The organism is Streptomyces sp. NPDC026092 (assembly GCF_040638605.1).
GTDB lineage: Bacteria > Actinomycetota > Actinomycetes > Streptomycetales > Streptomycetaceae > Streptomyces.
On the sequence record NZ_JBEZYN010000004.1, the window covers coordinates 323999 to 340864 of the forward strand.

At 69.0% G+C, this 16866-nt stretch carries 16 protein-coding genes and 1 tRNA gene; 10 read left to right on the forward strand and 7 right to left on the reverse strand.

Translation table 11 applies throughout. The annotated features are described in order from the left end of the window. Positions 1-220: 220 nt before the first annotated feature. The gene (locus AB0F56_RS08820) at positions 221-517 is read right to left on the reverse strand and encodes a cold shock domain-containing protein (protein WP_362005774.1); all 297 of its coding nucleotides are present in this window, start codon (positions 515-517) and stop codon (positions 221-223) included. Between the two features lie 245 nt (positions 518-762). Then, positions 763-833, reverse strand: a tRNA-Gly gene (locus AB0F56_RS08825). A gap of 392 nt (positions 834-1225) precedes the next feature. On the opposite strand from AB0F56_RS08825, the gene dcd reads away from it, so the two are divergent. Together dcd and AB0F56_RS08835 are read left to right on the forward strand one after the other, a co-directional pair. Beyond that, a complete protein-coding gene (gene dcd, locus AB0F56_RS08830; RefSeq protein ID WP_017240230.1) occupies positions 1226-1801 on the forward strand; it encodes a dCTP deaminase in 576 nt (191 codons plus the stop codon). A 6-nt stretch (positions 1802-1807) separates the two neighbouring features. Next, on the forward strand, positions 1808-2305 hold the full coding sequence (locus tag AB0F56_RS08835; protein ID WP_362005777.1) for a phosphoribosyltransferase: 498 nt from the start codon (positions 1808-1810) through the stop codon (positions 2303-2305). 100 nt (positions 2306-2405) lie between these two features. Here AB0F56_RS08835 and AB0F56_RS08840 read toward each other — a convergent pair whose 3' ends face one another. Beyond that, positions 2406-3266, reverse strand: a complete 861-nt coding sequence (locus AB0F56_RS08840; RefSeq protein WP_362005780.1) for a Yip1 family protein — start codon at positions 3264-3266, stop codon at positions 2406-2408. A gap of 204 nt (positions 3267-3470) precedes the next feature. On the opposite strand from AB0F56_RS08840, the gene AB0F56_RS08845 reads away from it, so the two are divergent. Further along, a complete protein-coding gene (locus AB0F56_RS08845) occupies positions 3471-4415 on the forward strand; it encodes a hypothetical protein (protein WP_362005782.1) in 945 nt (314 codons plus the stop codon). A 63-nt stretch (positions 4416-4478) separates the two neighbouring features. Here AB0F56_RS08845 and AB0F56_RS08850 read toward each other — a convergent pair whose 3' ends face one another. Next, the gene (locus tag AB0F56_RS08850) at positions 4479-6758 is read right to left on the reverse strand and encodes a (Fe-S)-binding protein (RefSeq protein ID WP_362005784.1); all 2280 of its coding nucleotides are present in this window, start codon (positions 6756-6758) and stop codon (positions 4479-4481) included. Between the two features lie 165 nt (positions 6759-6923). After that, the gene (locus AB0F56_RS08855; RefSeq protein ID WP_362005787.1) at positions 6924-7472 is read right to left on the reverse strand and encodes a sugar transferase; all 549 of its coding nucleotides are present in this window, start codon (positions 7470-7472) and stop codon (positions 6924-6926) included. A 244-nt stretch (positions 7473-7716) separates the two neighbouring features. On the opposite strand from AB0F56_RS08855, the gene dnaK reads away from it, so the two are divergent. Genes dnaK through AB0F56_RS08875 form a run of 4 tightly spaced genes read left to right on the forward strand, consistent with a single transcriptional unit; the run spans position 7717 to position 11895 of the window. Continuing rightward, positions 7717-9570: a molecular chaperone DnaK gene (gene dnaK / locus AB0F56_RS08860; RefSeq protein WP_362005789.1), complete on the forward strand. Its 1854-nt coding sequence runs from the start codon at positions 7717-7719 to the stop codon at positions 9568-9570. Beyond that, positions 9570-10214, forward strand: a complete 645-nt coding sequence (grpE, locus tag AB0F56_RS08865; RefSeq protein ID WP_362005792.1) for a nucleotide exchange factor GrpE — start codon at positions 9570-9572, stop codon at positions 10212-10214. The genes dnaK and grpE overlap by 1 nt, the downstream gene beginning before the upstream one ends. A 30-nt stretch (positions 10215-10244) precedes the next feature. Further along, a complete protein-coding gene (dnaJ, locus tag AB0F56_RS08870; RefSeq protein ID WP_362005795.1) occupies positions 10245-11438 on the forward strand; it encodes a molecular chaperone DnaJ in 1194 nt (397 codons plus the stop codon). Positions 11439-11442: 4 nt separating this feature from the next. Beyond that, complete coding sequence (locus AB0F56_RS08875) at positions 11443-11895, forward strand: helix-turn-helix domain-containing protein (RefSeq protein ID WP_362005797.1); 453 nt, start codon at positions 11443-11445, stop codon at positions 11893-11895. Positions 11896-11974: 79 nt separating this feature from the next. On the opposite strand, the gene AB0F56_RS08880 is transcribed toward AB0F56_RS08875, so the two are convergent. Beyond that, entirely contained in the window at positions 11975-12955 is a 981-nt protein-coding gene (locus tag AB0F56_RS08880) for a helix-turn-helix transcriptional regulator (RefSeq protein ID WP_362005800.1), read from the reverse strand. A 131-nt stretch (positions 12956-13086) separates the two neighbouring features. Between AB0F56_RS08880 and AB0F56_RS08885 the strand changes: the two genes are divergently transcribed. Together AB0F56_RS08885 and AB0F56_RS08890 are read left to right on the forward strand one after the other, a co-directional pair. Next, a complete protein-coding gene (locus AB0F56_RS08885) occupies positions 13087-13284 on the forward strand; it encodes a hypothetical protein (protein WP_362005803.1) in 198 nt (65 codons plus the stop codon). Next, positions 13281-13598, forward strand: a complete 318-nt coding sequence (locus AB0F56_RS08890) for a (2Fe-2S)-binding protein (protein WP_362005805.1) — start codon at positions 13281-13283, stop codon at positions 13596-13598. Before AB0F56_RS08885 ends, AB0F56_RS08890 begins: the two co-directional genes overlap by 4 nt. A gap of 138 nt (positions 13599-13736) precedes the next feature. On the opposite strand, the gene AB0F56_RS08895 is transcribed toward AB0F56_RS08890, so the two are convergent. Then, positions 13737-14150, reverse strand: coding sequence for a pyridoxamine 5'-phosphate oxidase family protein (locus AB0F56_RS08895; RefSeq protein ID WP_362005807.1), 414 nt, complete (start codon positions 14148-14150; stop codon positions 13737-13739). Between the two features lie 130 nt (positions 14151-14280). On the opposite strand from AB0F56_RS08895, the gene clpB reads away from it, so the two are divergent. Then, positions 14281-16866, forward strand: coding sequence for an ATP-dependent chaperone ClpB (clpB, locus tag AB0F56_RS08900; protein ID WP_362005809.1), 2586 nt, complete (start codon positions 14281-14283; stop codon positions 16864-16866).

Genomic DNA, 16866 nt, shown 5'->3' on the forward strand with positions numbered 1-16866 from the left:
TGGGACGCGCTCGCGGTCCCGGAGATACGGGGACGCAGCCTGCCGGCCGCCACCGCCCGCTCAGGACAGTCGGGCAGCGGCCCGGTGCTCGGTGACAGCAGGTGTCAGGAACTCGAGCTCCTGATGACTCCCGGCACTCCTCCTCCCACGGGGCTGGACCGGGCCGCCCGGTATCTGACGAGCGGGGCGCGGTCGGCTGTTCCGGACCGCGGCCGCCTGATCACTCACGGTGGATGTTGTCCGCTCGTCGACCCGTGGCATCGAGAGTGATGTCGAAGACCACCTTCTCACCCCGGCACAACCCCCGATCCGGCCCGTGGACCGCGGAAATCTCGGCCCCGACGTCCGCCTTGTCGCCATCCTGACTGATCACCCCGACGCCCTGGTCGGCGTCAAACCACTTCACCACACCCGTGGGCAATGGACCTCGCCCCCAATCAGGCCAGACTCTGAGCCCGTACCCTCCTCCCGACCCCAGCCAGTACCAAGGCGTGTGCAGGGGCGCGAAACAGTGCATGAGGGCGTGCGGTGAAACCAACTCACCCGAACCCGGTTCGCCCTCGGCCAGGTCACCCCGGCCCGGTCGTCCAGACCGTCACCGTCGTTGGCTACGCGGCGGTGCCACGCGCCCTCCCCCCCCGAGAGTGTCGAACGAGCGGTCCATCCGGGGTTGTTGGTCGGGGCATGCAGAGGGCACGGCAGCCCCCGACAGGTCTGGACAACGACAAAGCCCCAGGTCGCTGACCTGGGGCTTCGTGGAAGAGCGGATGACGGGAATCGAACCCGCGCTATAAGCTTGGGAAGCTCATGTTCTACCATTAAACTACATCCGCCTGGTGGTCCGTTGATCGGTACCGCAGACTCGGACACTGTACCCCATCGCGAAGTCGCCCCGTACGCCCCGTGACGGAGTGCCGCCTGGAGTGGTGTCCCGTTCATCCCCTAATGTGGCTGTCTCGTCCACCACTTGTCGGGGAAGGGACTTGATGGGTTCGATGGAGCGCACCGTCGTCCGCTGTGCCGAAGGGCATGTGTTCAGTACCGCTTCGTTCCCGTTGCAGCAGCTCGGGGCCGGGCGGATCGGGCCAGGGCGGCTCGTACGGTGTCCACGGTGTGCGCGGCTGAGGCACGCGGTGCCTGTGGAGCTTGAGCAGCGCTGATGAACGGACGGGCGCGGAGTCTTCCCGATTGGGGCAGGTCCGCGCCCTCTGCGTATCGTGGGGGCGTGCTTCTCTCAGACAAGGACATCCGGGCCGAGATCGATGCCGGACGGGTGCGCATCGACCCGTACGACGAATCCATGGTGCAGCCCTCGAGCATCGACGTGAGGCTTGACCGCTTCTTCCGGGTGTTCGAGAACCACCGCTACCCCCACATCGACCCCGCCGTCGAGCAGCTCGACCTGACCCGTGAGGTCGAGCCCGAGGGCGACGAGGCGTTCATCCTGCACCCCGGTGAGTTCGTGCTCGCCTCGACCTACGAGGTCATCACGCTGCCGGACGACATCGCCTCCCGGCTGGAGGGCAAGAGCTCCCTCGGGCGGCTCGGGCTCGTCACCCACTCCACCGCCGGGTTCATCGACCCCGGTTTCTCCGGGCACGTGACCCTGGAGCTGTCGAACCTCGCCACCCTGCCGATCAAGCTCTGGCCCGGCATGAAGATCGGCCAGCTGTGCATGTTCCGGCTGAGCTCGCCCGCCGAGTTCCCGTACGGCAGCGAACGCTACGGCTCGCGCTACCAGGGGCAGCGGGGGCCGACCGCCTCCCGCTCCTTCATGAACTTCCATCGGACCCAGGTGTGAACAGCTATGAGTGACGTACGGGAGAACCTCACCTACGAGGGATTCGGGCACGCCGTCCGCGAGCTCGCGCAGACCATCGCCGACGACGGCTACGAGCCCGACATCGTGCTCTCCATCGCCCGCGGCGGCGTCTTCGTCGCCGGCGGTCTGGCCTACGCCCTCGACTGCAAGAACATCCACCTCGTCAATGTGGAGTTCTATACCGGGGTCGGGACGACGCTGGAGATGCCGGTCATGCTCGCGCCTGTTCCCAACGCGATCGACTTCTCCGACAAGAAGGTCCTGATCGCCGACGACGTCGCCGACACCGGCAAGACCCTCAAGCTCGTCCATGACTTCTGCGTCGACCACGTCGCGGAGGTCCGCTCCGCCGTCATCTACGAGAAGTCCCACTCCCTCGTGAAGTGCGAGTACGTGTGGAAGAAGACCGATGAGTGGATCAACTTCCCGTGGTCCGTCGAACCGCCCGTCGTGCGTCGTGAGGGGCAGGTTCTCGACGCCTGAGGCTTGAGTACGGACGTACGGACGTACGGACGTACGGACGTACGGAGAAGGCCCCCGTCCTTGTCGGCGGGGGCCTTCCGTTTTTCCGTGTGCGTACGGCTTACAGCATGCCCAGCTTGATCAGGGACAGCAGTGCCACCAGCTGGATCGCCGACGCTCCCAGTGCCTTCGGCCACGGCAGGTCGTGCGAGCGGCTCACCATCATCGTGAACAGCGCGCCCGCCGCCAGCCACGTCAGCCAGCCCAGGACCTGTACCAGGCCGTTCTCGCCGCCCAGGAAGAGCGCGAAGACCAGGCGGGGCGCGTCCGTGATCGACATGATCAGCATCGACAGGCCCACCGTCGGCTGCCACGCGCCGTCGCCGCCCAGCTGGCGCGCCAGCGTGTTCGTCACCGCGCCCATGATCAAGCCGGCCACGACGAAGCCCACGCCCGTCATCAGGACGTACGGGATCGCCTTCGACAGCGTCGTGTTGATCGCCTCGTCGCGCGCCTGGTCGAAGCCGAAGAGCGCCAGCAGGCCGTAGAGGAACGTGACCGTCAGCGCCGGGCCCCAGACCGCGTGGTCGCGCATCTGCAGGAACGTCGGGCCCGGGCGCAGCACGATGCCGCTGAGCAGCGCCTTCCAGGGCAGTCTCGGGCCCGTGGGGGCGGGGGCCGTGCCCGCGTCGTACCGCGCCGCGTTGCCGTACGGGTCCTCGTTCACGCTGAACATCTGCGTGTGCCCCGGCGTGTTCGCCGCGTAGCTCTGCTGCTGATGGTGCTGCTGCTGCGCTCCGTACGGGTCCCCGAAGTACTCCGGCTCCCCGTACCCGCCGCCGCCCTGCTGCGGGGCCTGCTGGGGCCACTGCTGCTGCGGGTGGGGCGGCGGGGCCGCGTTGTACCCGTACGGCGCCTGCTGCGGTTGTTGTTGCGGGGGGCGGTTGTTGTCCCGGCCGCGTCCGTTCCTGAATCCAGCCACGTCATTGAACGTACCCGTTCCCCGCGGGGCTCCGCGCCTTCGCCCCCTAGCTGCCACTGAGCTGTGACATCCCCTAGGGGTTACAAGGTTGGCGGGTAGGGCTCGGGTGGCTGTTACACGGGCTATGGGTGGTCTATACATCGGCGGCTTAGCGTTCTGGGTGTTGTTGGACGAAACGCACCAAACAGGCATCAAGGGGTCCTCATGCGCTTCACCCGTCGCACCATCCGTACCGCAGCGATCGCCACCGGCACCCTCGCCGCCCTGGCCCTCCCCACCGCCGGCGCTTTCGCCGTCGACAACCCTGCGGACCAGAGCGACCAGCAGCAGCCGCAGGTGGATCCGCCCGTCGAGCGCGCCTTCGTCAAGTCCTTCAAGCTCGCCGACGGCTCCGTCGCCAAGGTCTACCAGACCGGCACCGACCAGTACGCCGCCGAGATCTGGGCCGGCGGCGCCCTCGTCGACACCCTCACCACCACCGGCAGCCCCGCCTACGGGCAGAACAACGGCCTCCACGTCGTCCTTCAGCCCGACGGCTCCGTCACCTCCTGGGTCGAGGGCGACACCAAGCCCCAGCCCCAGCCCAAGCCCCACCCCAAGCCCGACGGCGAGAAGAAGGAGACCAAGAAGGACGTCTCCAAGACCTCCGTACGCGTCACCCTGCCCGACGGGCGCATCGCCTCGCTCGCCAAGGGGCCCCACGGGCCCCGCGCCGTGATCTCCATGCCGAACGGCAACCACCTCGGCACCCTCGACCTGAAAAACCCCACTGCCACCAACGACGGCTGGACCTACAAGATCGTCGTCGTCGGCAAGGGCGCGTACCGGTTCGTCGTCATCGACACCCCCAAGCAGGGCGGCAACAGCTGGGTGTACGACTTCCAGGGCCGGCTCGTCGAGAAGTACCGCGTCCAGAGGGACACCAACGACACCAAGGACACCAAGAAGGCCGCCCCCACCGTCACCTCCACCCACCTCGTCCCCAAGGGCACCGTCCCCAAGGGCGCCGTGAAGGCCGGGGTCGAGAACGTCTCCGGGTTCTCCAGTGAAGCGGCCCTCATCGGCGCCGGCGGCGGGCTCGCCGCGCTCGGGGCCGCCGGGCTCGGGTTCGCCCTCTACCACCGGCGTGGGCAGCAGCAGGAGCGATAGGAGAACGAAAAGGGCCGCCCCGCGCTTCTCGCGCCGGGCGGCCCTTCTCCGTCTCCGTGCCTGCTACTCCGCCGACACCGGCTCCGGCTCCGGCTCGTCCGCCCCCTCCGGGGCTTCCGGCTTCTTCTTCACCGAGTCGAGCAGCAGCTGCGCCACGTCCACCACCTGGACGGACTCCTTCGCCTGGCCCTCGTTCTTCTTGCCGTTGACCGAGTCGGTCAGCATGACCAGGCAGAACGGGCAGGCCGTCGAGACGATGTCCGGGTTCAGGGACAGGGCCTCGTCGACGCGCTCGTTGTTGATGCGCTTGCCGATCCGCTCCTCCATCCACATCCGCGCGCCACCGGCGCCGCAGCAGAAGCCGCGCTCCTTGTGGCGGTGCATCTCCTGCTGGCGCAGGCCCGGGACGGCCGACATGATCTCGCGCGGGGGCGTGTAGACCTTGTTGTGGCGGCCCAGGTAGCACGGGTCGTGGTAGGTGATCAGACCGTCGACCGGGGTCACCGGGATCAGCTTGCCCTCGTCGATGAGGTGCTGGAGCAGCTGCGTGTGGTGGATGACCTCGAACTCGCCGCCCAGCTGCGGGTACTCGTTCGCGATCGTGTTGAAGCAGTGCGGGCAGGTCGCGACGATCTTCTTGGCCGACTTCGGCTTCTTCGTCGACTCGTCCACCCCCCCGTCCTCGTCGAGGGACTCGCCGAACGCCATGTTCAGCATCGCGACGTTCTCCTGGCCGAGCTGCTGGAACAGCGGCTCGTTGCCCAGGCGGCGCGGCGAGTCACCGGTGCACTTCTCCTCGCCGCCCATGATCGCGAACTTGACGCCCGCCATGTGCAGCAGCTCCGCGAAGGCCTTGGTGGTCTTCTTGGCCCGGTCCTCCAGGGCGCCGGCGCAGCCGACCCAGTAGAGGTAGTCGACCTCGGTGAGGTCCTCGACGTCCTTGCCGACGATCGGGACCTCGAAGTCGACCTCCTTGGTCCACTCGACGCGCTGCTTCTTCGCCAGGCCCCAGGGGTTGCCCTTCTTCTCCAGGTTCTTGAGCATCGTGCCGGCCTCCGACGGGAAGGCGGACTCGATCATCACCTGGTAGCGGCGCATGTCGACGATGTGGTCGATGTGCTCGATGTCGACCGGGCACTGCTCCACGCACGCACCGCAGGTGGTGCAGGACCACAGCACGTCCGGGTCGATGACGCCGTTCTCCTCGGCGGTGCCGATCAGCGGGCGCTCGGCCTCCGCGAGGGCGGCGGCGGGCACACCGGCCAGCTGCTCCTCGGACGCCTGCTCGTTGCCCTCCATGTCCTTGCCGCCGCCCGCGAGCAGGTACGGCGCCTTGGCGTGCGCGTGGTCGCGCAGCGACATGATCAGGAGCTTGGGGGAGAGCGGCTTGCCCGTGTTCCAGGCCGGGCACTGCGACTGGCAGCGGCCGCACTCGGTGCAGGTGGAGAAGTCGAGGATGCCCTTCCAGGAGAACTGCTCGACCTGGGAGACACCGAAGACGGCGTCCTCGGCCGGGTCCTCCCAGTCGATCTCCTTGCCGGCCGTCGTCATCGGCTGGAGCGCGCCGAGGGCGGTGGAGCCGTCGGCGTTCCGCTTGAACCAGATGTTCGGGAAGCCGAGGAAGCGGTGCCAGGCGACACCCATGTTGGTGTTCAGCGAGACCGTGATCATCCACGTGAAGGACGTGACGATCTTCAGCGCCGCGAAGAAGTACGTGAGGTGCTGGATCGTGGAGAGGTCCAGGCCGTCGAGGAGCGCGATCAGCGGGTACGAGGCGAAGAAGCCCGGCTCCCAGCTCGTCACGTGGTGCTGGACGCCCTCGAGGGCGCGCAGCGTCATGATGCAGAGGCCGACGATGAGGATGACGGCCTCGACGAAGTACGCCTGGCCGGTCTTGGAGCCCGCGAAGCGCGACTTGCGGCCCGCCCTGGTCGGCTTGGAGAGCTGCCGGATCACGATGAGGGTCACGATGCCGAGGACCGTCATCAGACCGAGGAACTCGGTGAAGATCTCGTACGGCAGCCAGTCGCCGATGATCGGGATCAGCCAGTCGGCCTGGAACAGCTGGCCGAAGGCGTTGACGATCGTCAGCAGCAGCGAGAAGAAGCCCACCGCCACGAACCAGTGCGCCACGCCGACGACGCCCCAGCGGTTCATGCGCGTGTGGCCGAGGAACTCCTTGACCAGCGTGATGGTGCGCTGCTTCGGGTCGCCGGTGCGCGTGCCCGCGGGTACGGGCTGGCCGAGCATCACGAAGCGGTAGATCTGCGCGGTGGCGCGGCCGAACAGCGCGACGGCCACCACCGTGATGGCGATCGACACGATGATCGCGGCGAGTTGCATGAGGGGCTCCTCGGGCGGGCCTGCGAGGCGGGAGTGCCGGCCTCTTCAGTGACGTACCCGGCACTGTCGAGTGTGGCACTACTAAGCGGTAACTTATTCAGTCCGTGCTGAGATTACCGCCTCACGGCGCCGCCCTGTAGCGGCGCCCGCGGTGATCTGTGTCGCTCAGGCAAGCCTTGCCGGCCGGGTCCGTCCGGCCGTGGAACCGCTCGCCGCGCGACGCCTGCGGACTGCTGGAAGCGTACGCGCCAGGATGGCCAGGTCCATTCCGAGCCAGTGATGGTCCACATAGTGGAGATCGAGCAGCTCGCGCTCCTCCCAGGGCAGCTCCGAGCGTCCGCTGATCTGCCACAGGCCGGTGAGGCCGGGGCGTACCGACAGCCGGCGGCGGGATTCGCCCACGCACTCGCGGTGTCCTGGCGTGAGCGGGCACGGGCCGACCAGGGACATCTCGCCGCGTACGACGTGCAGCAGCAGGGGCAGTCCGGCCAGGGGGCTCCTGGTGCGGAAGGTCAGCATGGTGAAGGGGTGTCCGTGCCGGCCCGCGACGGTACGGCGGCGCATCACCCCGCCCGGTCCCGCGGTCGCGAGGGCGACGGAGAGGGCGACGGCGGCGAACAGAGGGGAGAGGACGGTCAGCAGGGTCAGTCCGCCGAAGAGGTCCAGTGCGCGCTTGGCCGTCATGAAGCGGTCCCACACCCTTTCGAGTGACATTCATGGGATATTCGGGGTGTATGCCTGCTACGGCCTGCTACGCCCCCTTTGCCCCGGCAGGGGTAACCCGGACTCTCTCATGTCACGGTGGCCCCGGACCGGGATCGACGCGCCCTCCGCGGCTCTTTGAGTGACTCTCAGGGTGAAGAGTTGAGTCGGATCCACTCAGGTCTGTTGACGCACTCGACCTCGTCGTGCATCCTTGAGTGAGATCCACTCAAGTCAGTCAGCTGGAGGAATTGAAATGGCACGTGCGGTCGGCATCGACCTGGGCACGACTAACTCCGTCGTCAGCGTTCTGGAAGGCGGCGAGCCCACCGTCATCACCAACGCCGAGGGCGCCAGGACCACGCCGTCCGTCGTCGCCTTCGCGAAGAACGGTGAGGTGCTCGTCGGCGAGGTCGCCAAGCGCCAGGCGGTCACCAACGTCGACAGGACCATCCGGTCGGTCAAGCGCCACATGGGCACCGACTGGAAGATCGAGATCGACGGCAAGAACTTCAACCCGCAGCAGATGAGCGCCTTCATCCTGCAGAAGCTGAAGCGCGACGCCGAGGCGTACCTGGGCGAGAAGGTCGTCGACGCGGTCATCACCGTCCCGGCGTACTTCAACGACTCCGAGCGTCAGGCCACCAAGGAGGCCGGTGAGATCGCGGGCCTCAACGTCCTGCGCATCGTCAACGAGCCGACCGCGGCCGCCCTGGCCTACGGCCTGGACAAGGACGACCAGACGATCCTCGTCTTCGACCTCGGTGGCGGCACCTTCGACGTGTCCCTCCTGGAGATCGGCGACGGCGTCGTCGAGGTGAAGGCCACCAACGGTGACAACCACCTCGGTGGTGACGACTGGGACCAGCGCGTCGTCGACTACCTGGTGAAGCAGTTCGCCAACGGTCACGGTGTCGACCTGGCCAAGGACAAGATGGCTCTCCAGCGTCTCCGCGAGGCCGCGGAGAAGGCGAAGATCGAGCTGTCGTCCTCCACCGAGACCTCGATCAACCTGCCGTACATCACGGCCTCCGCCGAGGGCCCGCTGCACCTGGAGGAGAAGCTCACCCGGGCGCAGTTCCAGCAGCTCACGGCCGACCTTCTGGAGCGCTGCAAGACGCCGTTCCACAACGTCATCAAGGACGCGGGCATCAACCTGTCCGAGATCGACCACGTCGTTCTCGTCGGTGGCTCGACCCGTATGCCGGCCGTCGCCGAGCTCGTCAAGGAGCTGACCGGTGGCCAGGAGGCCAACAAGGGTGTGAACCCGGACGAGGTCGTCGCCATCGGCGCCGCCCTGCAGGCCGGTGTCCTCAAGGGTGAGGTCAAGGACGTCCTGCTCCTCGACGTGACCCCGCTGTCGCTTGGTATCGAGACCAAGGGCGGCATCATGACCAAGCTCATCGAGCGCAACACCACGATCCCGACCAAGCGGTCCGAGATCTTCACGACGGCCGAGGACAACCAGCCGTCGGTGCAGATCCAGGTCTACCAGGGCGAGCGCGAGATCGCGGCGTACAACAAGAAGCTCGGCATGTTCGAGCTGACCGGTCTGCCGCCGGCGCCGCGTGGCGTCCCGCAGATCGAGGTCGCGTTCGACATCGACGCCAACGGCATCATGCACGTCACCGCGAAGGACCTGGGGACGGGCAAGGAGCAGAAGATGACCGTCACCGGCGGCTCCTCGCTGCCGAAGGACGAGGTCGACCGGATGCGCCAGGAGGCCGAGCAGTACGCGGACGAGGACCACCGTCGCCGCGAGGCCGCCGAGTCCCGCAACCAGGGCGAGCAGCTCGTCTACCAGACGGAGAAGTTCCTCAAGGACAACGAGGACAAGGTCCCCGGTGAGGTCAAGACCGAGGTCGAGACCGCCGTCGCCGAGCTGAAGGAGAAGCTCAAGGGCGAGGACACCGCGGAGATCCGTACGGCCACCGAGAAGGTCGCGGCCGTCTCCCAGAAGCTCGGCCAGGCCATGTACGCCGACGCCCAGGCCGCGCAGGCCGCCGGCGGCGAGGCCCCGCAGGGTGAGGCCAAGGCCGACGACGACGTCGTGGACGCCGAGATCGTCGACGACGAGAAGCCCGGTGACGCGAAGGGCGGCGCTGCCTGATGACGGAGGAGACCCCGGGCTTCGAGGAGAAGCCCGACGTCCCCTCCGGCGCCGACGACGCCGCCGAAGCCGCCGAGACCCCCTCCGCGGAGGAGGGCTCGGCGGCCCCGGCCGGGGACGCCGCACAGACGGCCGGCCTGACGGCGCAGCTGGACCAGGTACGCAGCGCGCTCGGTGAGCGCACCGCGGACCTCCAGCGGCTCCAGGCCGAGTACCAGAACTACCGCCGGCGGGTGGAGCGTGACCGGGTCACCGTCAAGGAGATCGCGGTCGCGGGCCTCCTGACGGAGCTGCTGCCCGTGCTCGACGACATCGGCCGGGCCCGGGACCACGGTGAACTCGTGGGCGGCTTCAAGTCGGTGGCCGAGTCGCTGGAGACGGTGGCCGCCAAGATGGGGCTGCAGCAGTTCGGCAAGGAGGGCGAGCCCTTCGACCCGACGATCCACGAGGCCCTGATGCACAGCTACGCACCGGACGTCACGGAGACGACCTGCGTGGCGATCCTGCAGCCGGGGTACCGGATCGGCGAGCGGACCATCCGGCCCGCCCGCGTCGCGGTGGCCGAGCCCCAGCCCGGGGCGACGCCGGCCGCGAAGGAAGAGAAGTCGGCAGACGAGGAGAGCGGTGGCCCCGAAGAGGGCTAGCGCGAAGATCGTCCGGGAGGAGGGACGTCGATGAGCACGAAGGACTTCGTCGAGAAGGACTACTACAAGGTTCTCGGCGTCCCCAAGGACGCCACCGACGCCGAGATCAAGAAGGCGTACCGGAAGCTCGCCCGCGAGAACCACCCGGACGCCAACAAGGGCGACACGAGCGCCGAGGCGCGCTTCAAGGAGATCTCCGAGGCGAACGACATCCTCGGTGACCCCAAGAAGCGCAAGGAGTACGACGACGCCCGCGCCCTCTTCGGCAACGGCGGCTTCCGCGCCGGGCCCGGCGGGCAGGGCGGCTCGTTCAACTTCGACCTGGGCGACCTCTTCGGCGGCGCCCAGGGCCCCGGCGGAGCCGGCGGCGGGGCGGGCGGCTTCGGCGGCGGCCTCGGCGACGTCTTCGGCGGACTGTTCAACCGGGGCGCGGGCGGCGGCGCGGGCACGCGCACGCAGCCGCGCCGCGGCCAGGACATCGAGTCCGAGGTGACGCTCAGCTTCACCGAGGCCGTGGACGGCGCCACGGTGCCGCTGCGGATGTCCTCCCAGGCGCCCTGCAAGGCCTGTTCGGGCACCGGCGACAAGAACGGCACGCCCCGCGTCTGCCCGACCTGCGTCGGCACCGGCCAGGTCTCGCGCGGCAGCGGCGGCGGCTTCTCGCTCACCGACCCGTGCGTGGACTGCAAGGGCCGCGGCCTGATCGCCGAGACCCCCTGTGAGGTCTGCAAGGGCAGCGGCCGCGCCAAGTCCTCCCGCACGATGCAGGTCCGCATCCCCGCCGGGGTCTCCGACGGGCAGCGGATCCGGCTGCGCGGCAAGGGCGCCCCGGGCGAGCGCGGCGGGCCGAACGGCGACCTGTACGTCGTCGTCCACGTCGACGCCCACCCGGTCTTCGGCCGCAAGGACGACAACCTGACCGTCACCGTGCCCGTCACCTTCGACGAGGCGGCGCTCGGCGGCGAGATCAAGGTGCCGACGCTCGGCGGCCCGGCGGTGACGCTGAAGCTGCCGGCCGGCACCCCCAACGGCCGGACGATGCGCGCCCGCGGCAAGGGCGCGGTCCGCAAGGACGGGACGCGCGGCGATCTGCTGGTGACGGTGGAGGTCGCGGTGCCCAAGGAGCTCGACGACAAGGCCCGCGAGGCTCTTGAGACCTACCGTCAGGCGACGGCGGGCGAGGACCCCAGGGCAGAGTTGTTCCAGGCCGCGAAGGGAGCTTGACCCGATGGACAGCCGACCGGGACGCAGCCGTAATCCGTACGAACTGACCGACGAGTCGCCGGTGTACGTCATCTCGGTGGCGGCCCAGCTCTCGGGCCTGCATCCGCAGACCCTGCGTCAGTACGACCGCCTCGGCCTGGTCTCGCCCGACCGCACGGCGGGCCGGGGCCGGCGCTACTCGGCCCGTGACATCGAACTGCTCCGCACGGTGCAGGCGTTGTCGCAGGACGAGGGCATCAACCTGGCGGGCATCAAGCGCATCATCGAGCTCGAGAACCAGGTGGCCGCGCTCCAGCAGCGCGTCGCCGAGCTGTCGGCGGCCGTCGAGGGCGCGGCGATGGCGATGCAGCAGCGCGAGGCGCAGGTCCACGCCTCGTACCGCCGCGACCTGGTCCCGTACCAGGACGTCCAGCAGGCGAGCGCGCTCGTCGTCTGGCGCCCGAAGCGCGGCGAATAGCCGAAAGCCGTTCACGCACGAAGCCCCCGTCACGGTCCGTGGCGGGGGCTTCGTCGTCGTAGGAGCACGGCCACGAGAGTCAGTGATCCTGCTCCAGAAGCCCGGACTGGGCGATGAGATAGCCGAGTTGGGCGCGGCTGCCGCTGCCGAGGGCGGAGGCGAGCTTGGCGATGTGGGCCCGGCAGGTCCGCACGTTCATGCCGAGCCGGCGCGCGATGGCCTCGTCGACGTGGCCTTCGACCAGGAGTTTGGCGATGGAGCGCTGGATGCCGCTGATGCCGTCCGTCTTGATGTCGTACGGGATCTCCTCGCGGATGGGAACCGCCAGCTGCCAGAACTGGTCGAAGACCCCGACGAGGTACGCGACGATGCCCGGGTGCCGCAGCTCCAGGGCGACCTGCCGGTCGCTGCGCGCGGGGATGAAGGCGACCTCGCGGTCCACGATGATCAGCCGGTCGATGATCTCCTCGAGCGTGCGTACCTGCACCTCGGGGCCGACGTGTTCGAGGTAGGTGAGCGTGAGCTCGGTGTGGCGGGCGGTGTGCTGGTAGAGCGTGCGCATGTTGATGCCGCGGCCCAGGAGGGGGGAGACCCGCTCCAGCGCCTCGGCCAGGGCGTGCGCGGGCCGGCCGCCGCCGGGCTGGACGGTCAGGAGTTCCATGCGGCAGTTGGCGACGACCCGGTCGAGGGTGGCGTTGATCCGGCCGATGCCTTCGAGCACGGTGATGGCGTGCGTGGAGGGCTGGTCCTGCGCGGTGATCGACATGAACGGCTCGAAAGCGTCGGACAGCGCGACCGTCTGGCGCCGGCGCTCCAGAATCTCGCGCTCGATGGGCTGGAGAAGTTGTGCCAGCGCCGAGGAAGGCGGGATCGGTCGCATCCACTGGGCGTCGTCCGGGTCCGGGTGGAGGAGCGACAGATCGAGCAGGCAGGGCGTCTCGACAGCCTCTGACCGGGGTATTCGCCCCGTCCGCAGAGCGCTGGCGTAGAGCTCGGCGCCTGCCTTGCACAACTCTGCATGCGAATGGGGGTGGCCGGATTCGTCCGGTTGTTTCTGCATATGTACACCCCCAGGCTCCTGCATCTCAGGAACATGATGCATGGGTTTGGTGGTGGAAGCGCAGAGAGTAAGCCATCGTCTTAGACGCGGGGGGTTGGAGAAGACATATCTTCAAGTGAGGTTGCTCGGTGATGATGAAGAAGCTCATACGCGCGGTGGCCGGAGTCGCCTTCATCGCGGCCGCCACAGTGGGAGCGCTGGGGGCGGTACAGGACCCCGGTTGGCACTCGGAACCGGCGGGCACGCAGGTCGCCGCTGTTGCCGACCCGGGCTGGTCGTCGGCGCCCGCCGGCGTGAACGACCCCGGCTGGTCCCTCGTCGGCGCATGAACGTTCCCGACGACTCTCGTTTCCGCCGTGAGATGGCGGCTGCCTACCGTTCCGGGTGGCATTTCATCGACCTCGTCACCGCCGTGCCGCACGGTGGCGATTCGTTGATGGTCACCCTCTTCGGGGAGCCGATCATCATCAGGCGCGGAGACGACGAGGACATCCGAGCCTACCGATGCCTCCGGAAGCCCCGTGGCGCCCCACAGCCCGTCCGGTGTGCCATCCGTTACGGCATGATTTTCGTCAACCTCGACCAGCGTGACCACCAGTTGGTCGAGTCCGAGACCATCACCGCCACCCCCCGCAGTGCCTGAGCGGTTCCCCCGTCGTTCAAGATCGCTCAGGTACTTCCCCCACACAGCGGCGCCATCGCGGACCTGAAACGCGATGGCGCCGCTGTGCTGTGCCCGTGCGGGCGCCGGGAGCGGGGCCCGTAAGTCCGCCGTCACGCGCTACGCCCGGCCCATGGCCCGCGTCAGCGCGATCTCGATGACCACCCGGTCCGGGTTCGGCGCCGGGACGCGGCCGTAGCGGCTCGCGTAGCGGTCCACCGCGTCGGCGACGACGTCCGGCTCCGTACGGATGCGGGCCACGCCCTCCAGCGTCGCCCAGCGGCCCTTGTCCACCTGGCAGACCGCGACCCGCGCGCCGTCCGCGCCCGCCGCCAGGACGTTGGCGACCTTGTGGCTGTGCTTGTTGGTGATGACCCGGGCGATGCCGTTCTCGCCGCCCTCGGGGTCGTACGTCACGCCCACCGCCACCACGTGGGGGGTGCCGTCCGCGCGCGGGGTCGTCAGGGTGCACATGTGGTACTCGCGCCAGAAGCTGAGATACGAGTCGTCCGGGTTCCGCGGGTCAGTCGCCATGCCCGGAACCTACCCGGGGCAGAGCCCTGTACGACACCTTGAGCGGAATGGACTCAACTTTGTGTACGCTGGATGAGTCATAGGGGTCCGAGGACCCTGCACAGCGGACGCCGAGGAGGAGACAGCGCACGTGGACGCCGAACTGACCAACAGGAGCCGGGACGCGATCAACGCGGCCACCAGCCGCGCCGTGTCCGGCGGGCACGCCGACCTCACCCCCGCCCATCTTCTGCTCGCGCTGCTGGCGGGTCAGGACAACGAGAACATCACCGATCTGCTCGCCGCCGTCGAGGCCGACCAGGCCGCTGTACGGTCCGGAGCGGAGCGGCTGCTGGCCGCCCTGCCCAGCGTGACCGGATCCACGGTCGCGCCGCCGCAGCCGGGCCGTGAGCTGCTCGCCGTCATCGCCGATGCGGCGAAGCAGGCCAAGGAGCTCGGGGACGACTACATCTCCACCGAGCACCTGCTCATCGGGATCGCGGCGAAGGGCGGACAGGCCGGCGAGGTACTGGCCCAGCAGGGGGCCGGTACGAAGAAGTTGCTCGACGCGTTCGAGAAGAGCAGGGGAGGGCGCCGGGTGACCACACCCGACCCGGAGGGTCAGTACAAGGCGCTGGAGAAGTTCGGTACGGACTTCACGGCGGCCGCGCGCGAGGGCAAGCTCGACCCGGTCATCGGGCGCGACCAGGAGATCCGGCGGGTCGTCCAGGTCCTCTCCCGCCGCACCAAGAACAACCCGGTCCTCATCGGTGAGCCCGGCGTCGGCAAGACCGCCGTCGTCGAGGGGCTCGCCCAGCGGATCGTGAAGGGCGACGTCCCCGAGTCGCTCCGGAACAAGCGCCTGGTCTCGCTCGACCTCGGCGCGATGGTCGCGGGCGCCAAGTACCGCGGCGAGTTCGAGGAGCGCCTGAAGACCGTCCTCTCCGAGATCAAGGCCAGCGACGGCCAGATCATCACCTTCATCGACGAGCTGCACACCGTCGTCGGCGCGGGCGCCGGCGGCGACTCCGCCATGGACGCCGGCAACATGCTGAAGCCGATGCTGGCCCGCGGCGAGCTGCGCATGGTCGGCGCGACGACCCTGGACGAGTACCGGGAGCGGATCGAGAAGGACCCCGCCCTGGAGCGCCGCTTCCAGCAGGTCCTGGTCGCCGAACCGAGCGTCGAGGACACCATCGCGATCCTGCGCGGACTCAAGGGCCGGTACGAGGCCCACCACAAGGTCCAGATCGCCGACTCCGCGCTCGTGGCCGCCGCGACCCTCTCCGACCGGTACATCACCTCCCGCTTCCTCCCCGACAAGGCCATCGACCTCGTCGACGAGGCCGCCTCCCGGCTCCGGATGGAGATCGACTCCTCGCCCCTGGAGATCGACGAGCTCCAGCGCTCCGTCGACCGGCTGCGCATGGAGGAGCTCGCCCTCAAGAACGAGACCGACGAGGCGAGCCGCCAGCGCCTGGAGAAGCTCCGCCGCGACCTCGCCGACCGCGAGGAGGAGCTGCGCGGCCTGACCGCCCGCTGGGAGAAGGAGAAGCAGTCCCTCAACCGGGTCGGCGAGCTCAAGGAGCAGCTGGACGAGCTGCGCGGCCGCGCCGAGCGGGCGCAGCGCGACGGCGACTTCGACACCGCCTCCCAGCTGCTCTACGGCGAGATCCCGGCCCTGGAGCGGGAGCTCGCGGAGGCCTCCGAGGCCGAGCAGGAGGTCGCGAAGGACACGATGGTCAAGGAGGAGGTCGGCCCCGACGACATCGCGGACGTGGTCGGCGCCTGGACCGGCATCCCCGCGGGCCGCCTCCTGGAGGGCGAGACGCAGAAGCTGCTGCGCATGGAGGACGAGCTCGGCAGGCGGCTGATCGGCCAGTCCGAGGCCGTACGGGCCGTCTCCGACGCCGTGCGCCGCACCCGTGCCGGTATCGCCGACCCCGACCGCCCCACCGGCTCCTTCCTCTTCCTCGGCCCCACGGGTGTCGGCAAGACGGAGCTGGCGAAGGCGCTCGCGGACTTCCTCTTCGACGACGAGCGGGCCATGGTCCGCATCGACATGTCGGAGTACAGCGAGAAGCACTCCGTCGCCCGGCTCGTCGGCGCGCCTCCCGGCTACGTCGGCTACGAGGAGGGCGGCCAGCTCACCGAGGCGGTGCGCCGCCGCCCGTACAGCGTGGTGCTGCTCGACGAGGTGGAGAAGGCGCACCCGGAGGTCTTCGACATCCTGCTCCAGGTCCTCGACGACGGCCGGCTCACCGACGGGCAGGGCCGGACGGTGGACTTCCGCAACACCATCCTGATCCTCACCTCCAACCTGGGCAGCCAGTACCTGGTCGACCCCCTGATCGGCGAGGACGAGAAGAAGCAGCGGGTCCTGGAGGTGGTCCGGTCCTCCTTCAAGCCGGAGTTCCTCAACCGGCTGGACGACCTGGTGGTCTTCTCCGCCCTGGACAAGGCCGAGCTGGGCCGGATCGCCCAGCTCCAGATCGACCGGCTCGCCCAGCGCCTCGCGGACCGCCGCCTCACCCTGGAGGTCACCCCCGAGGCCGTGGCCTGGCTCGCCGACGAGGGCATGGACCCGGCGTACGGCGCCCGCCCGCTGCGCCGGCTCATCCAGACCGCGATCGGCGACCGGCTCGCGAAGGAGATCCTCGCGGGCGAGGTCCGCGACGGCGACACGGTCCGGGTGGACCGCTTCGAGGACGGTCTGATCGTGGGCGCGGCGCAGTAG